Source organism: Carnobacterium sp. ISL-102 (genome assembly GCF_018612935.1).
GTDB lineage: Bacteria > Bacillota > Bacilli > Lactobacillales > Carnobacteriaceae > Carnobacterium_B > Carnobacterium_B alterfunditum.
This window is the reverse complement of record NZ_JAGGRF010000016.1, coordinates 54363-62530: the sequence shown is the minus strand read 5'-3', so window position 1 is coordinate 62530 and position 8168 is coordinate 54363. Positions and strand designations below refer to the sequence as shown.

At 36.3% G+C, this 8168-nt stretch carries 7 protein-coding genes; 2 read left to right on the top strand and 5 right to left on the bottom strand.

Going from position 1 to position 8168, the window contains the following annotated elements:
* Positions 1-983: 983 nt before the first annotated feature.
* Both J7E16_RS07860 and J7E16_RS07855 read right to left on the bottom strand, forming a co-directional pair.
* The gene (locus J7E16_RS07860; protein WP_214890672.1) at positions 984-2363 is read right to left on the bottom strand and encodes an amino acid permease; all 1380 of its coding nucleotides are present in this window, start codon (positions 2361-2363) and stop codon (positions 984-986) included.
* Between the two features lie 28 nt (positions 2364-2391).
* Positions 2392-3249: a GRP family sugar transporter gene (locus tag J7E16_RS07855; protein WP_214890670.1), complete on the bottom strand. Its 858-nt coding sequence runs from the start codon at positions 3247-3249 to the stop codon at positions 2392-2394.
* A 193-nt stretch (positions 3250-3442) separates the two neighbouring features.
* Here J7E16_RS07855 and J7E16_RS07850 point away from each other — a divergent pair, with 193 nt between their 5' ends.
* Both J7E16_RS07850 and J7E16_RS07845 read left to right on the top strand, forming a co-directional pair.
* Positions 3443-4714 carry a BaiN/RdsA family NAD(P)/FAD-dependent oxidoreductase gene (locus J7E16_RS07850; protein ID WP_214890667.1) on the top strand — a complete coding sequence of 424 codons (1272 nt, stop codon included), beginning with the start codon at positions 3443-3445 and terminating at the stop codon, positions 4712-4714.
* Between the two features lie 28 nt (positions 4715-4742).
* On the top strand, positions 4743-5282 hold the full coding sequence (locus J7E16_RS07845) for a 5' nucleotidase, NT5C type (protein ID WP_214890664.1): 540 nt from the start codon (positions 4743-4745) through the stop codon (positions 5280-5282).
* A 146-nt stretch (positions 5283-5428) separates the two neighbouring features.
* Here J7E16_RS07845 and ybaK read toward each other — a convergent pair whose 3' ends face one another.
* The 3 genes from ybaK to J7E16_RS07830 form a co-directional block, all read right to left on the bottom strand.
* Positions 5429-5917 carry a Cys-tRNA(Pro) deacylase gene (gene ybaK, locus J7E16_RS07840; protein WP_214890660.1) on the bottom strand — a complete coding sequence of 163 codons (489 nt, stop codon included), beginning with the start codon at positions 5915-5917 and terminating at the stop codon, positions 5429-5431.
* A 38-nt stretch (positions 5918-5955) separates the two neighbouring features.
* The gene (locus tag J7E16_RS07835; protein WP_214890657.1) at positions 5956-7137 is read right to left on the bottom strand and encodes a class I SAM-dependent rRNA methyltransferase; all 1182 of its coding nucleotides are present in this window, start codon (positions 7135-7137) and stop codon (positions 5956-5958) included.
* A gap of 105 nt (positions 7138-7242) precedes the next feature.
* On the bottom strand, positions 7243-7881 hold the full coding sequence (locus J7E16_RS07830; RefSeq protein ID WP_214890655.1) for a VanZ family protein: 639 nt from the start codon (positions 7879-7881) through the stop codon (positions 7243-7245).
* Positions 7882-8168: the final 287 nt, after the last annotated feature.

Here is an 8168-nt window from a genome sequence, read left to right as displayed (position 1 = left end):
CCGCAACAAGTTTCAATCATAACTTCCATGACGAAAACCTCCATTAACTTTATTAGGAAAAAGAACTTCGTATCAAGTGTTGTAAATTTATTTTCGCATTCAAAGATGCATTCGGCTTATCTCAAAAGATAAGAAGTTCATCCAGTTTTCTGGTCAGGTTCGGCAAAACCCATTTTTCAGTCGGATTTTTTTTTCCTAATTAAATTATATAGTGAAACGGTTTTTCTGTCATGGCTTAGATTGCAAAGCAATCATATTATTTTCTGGAGGAATAGGGTTGCTTGTAGACATGTAAAGTATTCAATGCGAATTACAGAGCGTTACCGCTTTAGCGATTATGATCTGTTTAAGGCTTGAAAGCCTGGAAGACTTCTTTTTAGGCTTCAAGGCGGTACCATGGCTCTCCACAAGCAAACCCGTCCATTCCAGAAGAAATTTTATTTTGAAGTAGCCACACCATTTGACGTAGATGCCAACTCAATTGGCTTTCTATTTTTGAGTTCATCGAACTAAGCCTAGTTAGTCCTTCTCAAATGGAAATCTTGCTTTGAGTTCATCGAACTAGGCCCAGTTAGCCCTTCTCAAATAGAAATCTTACTTTGAGTTCATCGAACTAAGCCTAGTTAGTCCTTCTCAAATGGAAATCTTGCTTTGAGTTCATCGAACTAACCCTAGTTAGACCTTCTCAATTGACAGTCTATTTTGAGTTCATCGAACCGGCCACTCAGTTAATCCTTTTCAGATAAGATTTTACTTTTAGTAGTCGTTGTTCCTCTTTTTTTCTGTCAAAACAGCTAAATAGGATCATTCTCGAAGTTTGCTTCGAAGATGACCCTATTAAAAAAGGAAACATTTCACGAATGAAATGTTTCCTTTTTAATTTAATGCCGTTTAGTATGAAAGGGCAATTTTCTAGCCTTTTCGCTTGCTCCAGATAATTTAAATACTAAAATATTCTCATTTTCTAGCGGAATCAAGATCTGTTACTCGCCATTTAATTCACTGTGTTTATATCCATAAACGAGATAGAAAACTACGCCTAAAGCTAACCAAATAATGAATGCGATCCAAACTGATAACGACAATTGGATCATAAGGTATACGCAGACAAAAACCGAAATAATTGGGAAAATTGGTACAAATGGTACTCTAAATTCTCCTTCTTTAGGTTCACCGTGGTCTTTACGCAATTTAATGATTCCGATAGCAAGAATAACAAATATCATCAATGTTACAATATTTGTTAATTCTGCTAACTTACCAAGTGGAACAATACCCGCAAGTACAGCTGAAACTGATCCCGCTAACTGAGTCGCATTTTTAGGACTTTTTGTTTTTGGGTCGACTTCACTGAGTTTCTTTGGAAGCAATCCATCTCGTCCAATAGCATAGATCAAACGACCTAATCCATAAGTCATTGAAATAAGTACCGTTAAAAGGGTTGCTATTGCTCCAACAGAAATAATACCTGCAATAAAATCTTGTCCAATAAAGCGTATGGCAAATGCAACCGGATCTTTAATGTCTAACTGTGCGTAAGGGACGATTCCCGTCAGCACTAAAGTCACAGCAATGTACAATACAGTCGCAATACCAAGTGAACCAATGATCCCTCTTGGAATATCTCTACGTGGATTTTTCGTTTCTTCTGCAGCCGTACTGACAGCATCAAAACCTAAGAAAGCAAAGAACACGACAGCTGCTCCTGTTGCTACGCCTTCAAAGCCAAAGGGAGCAAATGGTGTCCAATTTTCTGGTTTAACATAAAATGCGCCTACAACAATAAATAATATGATCAAGCCGAATTTCACAAATACCATGATATTGTTTAGACGTAAAGCCTTTTTAGCACCTTGGATCACAATGTAGGTAACTAAGAATGTAATCAATACTGCAATTACGTCTATATAAGAACCAGTTTCAACATCAAAAGAAGAACGTAATGCGATGGGCAATCCCAGACCGATTCCATCTAAAAACCCGTTCATATAGCCTGACCAACCGGAGGCTACTGATGCATTTGCCAGTAGATATTCACAAATCATCAGCCAACCGACCAACCAGCCAATCAATTCTCCAAAAACAGTGTATCCATAAGAATAAGCTCCGCCTGCTACAGGAATTCGAGAAGCAAACTCTGCGTAACATAAAGCTGATAAGACACACGAAAAAGCCGCTATAATGAATGATACGATCAAGGCCGGTCCAGCTGTTAATGCAGCGGCTGTTCCCGTGATCACAAAAATTCCGGTTCCGACGATCGCACCTAAACCGAGTAAAATTAGATCCATCGTTTTTAGCTCTCTTTTTAAATTAGACGGCTTTTCAATTGCTTCTAAAGGTTTCTTTCTAAAATAACTCATCTTATCCCATTCCCATCTATTAATTAAGTTATGCTTTAATATAGCCTAATAAAACGCCACCGACAATGACTAAAATACAACCCATCAAGATATAACGAAATTCCCGTTTGGTTTTCGTTTCGCCTAAGAACCAGATACTACCTAATGTAGAAATAATGATCCCTGTTTGTGATAGCGAGAAACTGATCGCTAATCCGATTTTTGCCATTGAGATCAGCATAAAGATATTTCCTGTTGCCCATAATAAACCAGTCAACAAGTTGCGCACTGTGTATTTGCTTTTGATTTCTTGCTTAGCTGAAAAGAGTAGTGAACCGATCAACATTCCAATAGCTTGCGGTAAAATAACGGCCATCGCATCTACTCCAGCTGCATTTATCGTGATCGTATACAACCCGTAGCCTATTGTAGAATAGATCAAAGCTTTTGCTCCAGCTTTCTTTTGCCCTTTAGAATCAACAGTCGTTTCTTTCGTATCTGTTACAGTCGTAAATGTAACCCCAAAAATTAAAATAATAATAGCAATGATCCCAAGAATAATATCTCTAGAACTTGTCCATTCTCTAAACAAAAGGACTCCTGCAAGTGTATTTACAATCAATTGTAATCCTGTTGAGATCGGCAATGTATTCGATACGCCGATGAATCTCATACTTTGGAACTGCTGCATTTGGCCTAATGACCATAGTGCACCTGAAAATAATCCAACTAAAATAATTTTCATATCGATTATTGGTTGGTAAACAAAGTAAACACCGATTGCAAAAAAAGCTGCTCCAGCTGCCATCCCCACTGTTTGCTGGTAAGAGTTCCCTCCTAATTTATTACTCACTAAACCAATACTGCCCCAAGCTATGGCTGGTATAAGTGCTATTAAAATCTCCATAAAAATCTCATCTTCCTCTTCAGTTTATTTTAGCGCCTTGGATATGGTAACAGTTTAACCATATTCTTAACGATAAAAGTTATTGTACCACAAATCGGTTTACAGGTTTATGGTACAAACTGCTAAAATATGATAAAGTAAGAGAAGAGAATTTGGACGCATGTGATCAGTAGAAATGAGGTCAATAAAAGAAATGACAAAGTATGATGTATTAGTAGTTGGCGGAGGAACTAGCGGTATGATGGCTGCTATCTCGGCAGCAGAACATGGCGCAAAAGTAGCCGTAATTGAAAAAAACACGACCCTTGGACGTAAATTACTCGTAACTGGCGGCGGTAGATGTAACGTTACAAATAATCGGGATAAAGAAGAAATCATCGCCCATATTCCTGGAAACGGACGCTTTTTATACAGTGCGTTTTATCAATACGATAATTACGATATTATGGAATTTTTCAAATCAAATGGTGTTGTGCTAAAAGAAGAAGATCACGGAAGAATGTTCCCTGTGACCGATAAATCGCGAACGATTTTAGAAGCATTGATTGGGATCATGGATCGTTTAGAAATTGCGATTTATGCAGAAGCTCCCGTTGAGAATTTATTGTTTGATGAAGGAAAGGCTATTGGCGTGCAGTTGCAAGATGGACGAAGCATCCATGCAAGTTGTGTGATCGTTTCAACAGGCGGCCGAGCTATGCCTCGAACCGGGTCGACCGGAGATGGATACAAATGGGCAAAAAAAGCTGGTCATACGATCGAACCGCTTTATCCCACAGAATCCCCAATCACTTCTGATGAAACTTTTATACAAGATAAGACGCTACAAGGACTTTCATTAAGGGATATCGCTTTAAGTGTGTTGAATAAAAAAAGTAAAAAGGTCGTAACCCATCAAATGGATATGATTTTTACCCACTTTGGCATTTCTGGACCAGCCGTATTGCGCTGTTCTATGTTTGTTCACCAGACTATGAAACGCGATAAAACCGAAGAAGTCGTGATGAGTTTAGATGCTCTCCCAAATGTATCTAAAGGCGAACTAACTCAACAACTGCAACAATTAATAAAAAATGATGGCGATAAAAGCACCAAAAATGCTTTGAAAGGTCTTGTTCCTGAACGGTATCTATTATTTGCACTGACTAGATCTGATTTGGATGAGAATGCTCCCTTAAAGCAAGCTGCTCCAGAAAAAGTGACCCACTTGATTGAATTTATCAAAGATTTTCAATTCACAGCTAATGGCACATTGCCGATTGAAAAAGCCTTTGTTACGGGTGGTGGGATCAATACAAAAGAAGTGAACCCAAAAACGATGGAAAGTAAATTTACTAGCAAACTCTTCTTTACCGGTGAAATTTTAGATTACAATGGCTACACGGGCGGATATAATATCACAGGCGCTTTTATTACTGGCCGTATTGCAGGTATGCACGCTGCTGAGGCTGCTCTTAAAAGTTAACAACTTTGAAAAGTGAAAGGGTCTTTTTATGAAAAAGAAAATTGCAATCGATATGGATCAAGTTATTGCGGATATGGAAATTAGTTTTATTGAATTATTCAAAAAGGAATACCATCTTTCCTTTGAGACAGTTGACGAATATCTAAAGGCAAATCCAAATTTTGATTTAGTCTCGACGATCAAAGAACTTTATCCTTTAATCAATACACATGCCTTTTTCAGGAATATTCCAGCGATGAAGGACAGCCAAACTGTTTTGCGTGAATTAGCAGATGAGTATGATTTGTACATTGCAACTGCTGCTATGGATGTTCCTAAAACATTTACTGCAAAATATGAATGGCTGCAAGAGCATTTTGCTTTCATCGATTCTCAGCACTATATTTTTTGCGGTGATAAAAGTATCATTCACACGGACTACTTGATTGATGATTCCATAGGTCAATTAGAACGCTTTTCTGGAACCGGTATTCTTTTTGTGAATTCATTGAATGAAACCGAAGATCGCTACATTCGTGCAACAAACTGGAAAGACATCCGCGACTACTTCTTATCGATCAAAGATTAACCATCAAACTTATTTGATCGACGGTGTTGCTTTTTAAAATAAGATTCACTTAATCTATCAATACTAAAATTATAGAACAAAAATAAAGAGAACTCTAAACCAAGATTTTCAACTTGGATTTAGAGTTCTCTTTTACTATTCTATTTTTATTCGGCTTCAATGGATACAAATTCAGCTTTAGTCAATTTTTTCATTTCTAGTGGATCTACTTCAATTTGCATCCCTCTTTTTCCTGCTGAAACAATGACTTTATCCATTGTTTCGGCTTGAATAGAAATAAAGGTTGGAAATTTTTTCTTCATTCCAATAGGTGAACAGCCTCCACGGATGTACCCAGTTGTTTTTTCTAAATCCGTTAAAGGCAGTAATTCAACCTTTTTATTTCCGCTGACTTTGGCTAATGCTTTTAGATCAAGCTCGCTAGCACCTGGTATACAAGCTACTATCACACCTGTCTTATCGCCGTTGATCACCAAAGTTTTATAGATCCGTTCTTTAGGTACATTTAACTGTTCAAAAACTGCTTCAGCACCCAAATGATCATCACTCCATGGAAATTCATAGGTTTGATACGAAATAGCATTGCTTTCTAATTGTCTAATAGCGTTTGTTTTTTGCATTTTATTTTTTTTCATTAATATCCTACTTTCTTTCCAAAGTAGTCTAGTTCAGATCAGTTTCCTTTGCGGATCACGTATACTTTCAAATAATCACTTTGCGGATAGTGAGGATTGATCTTGAAATCTTCAGGAAGAGTAAATTTTTCTAAAATTTGGTAAGATAGGCCTTTATGATCAAACGCCGTCTCAATGAATTGCTCAAATCTTTCAGTTGAAATATTTGCCGCATTGGTCGAAGCTATGATCACGCCATCTTCATTCGTAATGTCGATGATATCTTCTAATAGTGCTGTATAATCTTTAGCAACACTGAACGTTCTTTTTTTCGAACGGGCAAAACTTGGCGGATCAACAACGACCGTATCAAATTTCAATTGTTTTCGAATAGCATATCTGAAGTAATCAAATACATCCATTACTCGAATCGTTTGCAATTCTGGATCTAATCCATTCACTTCAAATTGTTCTTTTGTTTTTTCTAGACTACGGTTGGCTAAATCTACACTTGTTGTGTGACTGGCTCCACCTATTGCTGCAGCAACTGAGAACGCTCCAGTATAGCTGAAAGTATTTAAGACTGTTTTATCCATTGAATAATTTTCAAGAATGCTATTGCGAACATTGCGTTGATCCAAGAATATCCCAGTCATTAATCCATCATTTACATAAGTAGCATAAGTTATGCCATTTTCTTTGATCAACAAAGGCTCAGGTGCTTCTTCGCCATAAATGTGATCTGTTTCTGGTTTTGTTTTAGTTTGATATCTCATTTTTTCATATATACCTTTAACACCCGGGACGGTTGAAAGAAAAGCTTTCAAAATCGTTTCTTGGTGCTTGTAAATCCCTGCACTGTACCATGAAAAGACATAATAATCGGCATAAACATCGATCGTCAATCCTCCAAGACCGTCTCCTTCACCGTTGAAGAAACGGTAAGCATTTGTCTTCTCATCTGATTTAAGACCAGCTCGTTCAGCTAAAGCTTGACTAAATAAATGTTCAAAAAAAGTTTGATCAATTTTTTCATTTTCATTTAATGTTAGAATCCAGCCGTCACCTTTATTTTGCTTAGCAAGATAAGCTCGTGCAAGAAATTTTTTGTTATCGTCCAATAGTTCAACGATCGTTCCTTCAGATTCGATAGGTTCTTTCACAAAATCTTCTTTCAGCAAAACTGGGTAACCATCTCTAACCATTTGTGTTGCTCGTCTTTTTAATTTATATTTTTCCACTAGTTTATAAACCCCTTTTTTCGTCTTTATCTTATGTAGTATAACATAAGTACAACCTAATTAGGTTGTGAGTGCACTAAAAAAACTACTTGAAAAGTCATAAAATCAAGTAGTTTTCTTCTTTTGCCATTTTTTGTACAACCATTGACTGATTTCAAATAAACCAATCCCGATTATCGTTCCAATTGTATTGAAGATCAAGTCATCGATATCCGAAATGCCGGTATAAAAAAGAAATTGCATCGCTTCAATTAAAAATGAAACAGCTATTCCAATCGATAGCGAGCGTAAAAAAGAATGCTTTTTCTTCATTAAATAAGCTGCGCTAAATCCCATTGGAATAAACCAAAGAATATTTCCATATAGATTATAGTAATAATCAAATAAGGATGTTCCTTTAGTTAATTTAGTCGTTTCTACAAATGGGATCCAATTGATTTCACTTAAAGGACGCAAAACGATCGATACGTTATTAATTGAATTTTCTTCACGAAAGACGGTTAGATGAATTAAAAGAATAACATAAAAAATAAATGCATTTAAAATGAATTCTCTACGCCATTTTATTGGTTTCTTTTTCTTTTTTTTTACCGCAAGAAAGATGACACGTCCGATAAACCAGAAAATAAAATAAAAAAGAGCATGGTCGATACTGTAAATAATCAATTCTACTAATGGGAAATGGTTGATTGTTTCACCAAATCTCGGTTCGATCCAGTCAAAGAGGGGCTGCAAAAATATCATTAAATAATCCTCCTCATTCATCATTGCAATTTATTATACCTTATTTTTGATAAATAGTTTGTTCGAAGGGGCTAAATTTTACCTAAACTTTACTTTCTATAAACTATCGTTGGTATAACAGCTATTAGGATCAGAAGTAACCACAGTTTTGAGTAGGTAAAATTGACTATACTGTAAATTAATTGTAAAATATAAAGTGATGTAGAATTAATGTAGACTTTCATTTAACTTGAAATTTTTCCAATTAAACTATACAAACTGTGGCCATTATTTAAGGAGGATTCAAC

Excerpts from the sequence above, each read along its gene's own strand:
- J7E16_RS07860 (WP_214890672.1), bottom strand. The coding sequence starts at position 2,363 with ATGAGTTATTTTAGAAAGAAACCTTTAGAAGCAATTGAAAAGCCGTCT.
- J7E16_RS07855 (WP_214890670.1), bottom strand. The coding sequence starts at position 3,249 with ATGGAGATTTTAATAGCACTTATACCAGCCATAGCTTGGGGCAGTATT.
- J7E16_RS07850 (WP_214890667.1), top strand. The coding sequence starts at position 3,443 with ATGACAAAGTATGATGTATTAGTAGTTGGCGGAGGAACTAGCGGTATG.
- J7E16_RS07845 (WP_214890664.1), top strand. The coding sequence starts at position 4,743 with ATGAAAAAGAAAATTGCAATCGATATGGATCAAGTTATTGCGGATATG.
- ybaK (WP_214890660.1), bottom strand. The coding sequence starts at position 5,917 with ATGAAAAAAAATAAAATGCAAAAAACAAACGCTATTAGACAATTAGAA.
- J7E16_RS07830 (WP_214890655.1), bottom strand. The coding sequence starts at position 7,881 with ATGATATTTTTGCAGCCCCTCTTTGACTGGATCGAACCGAGATTTGGT.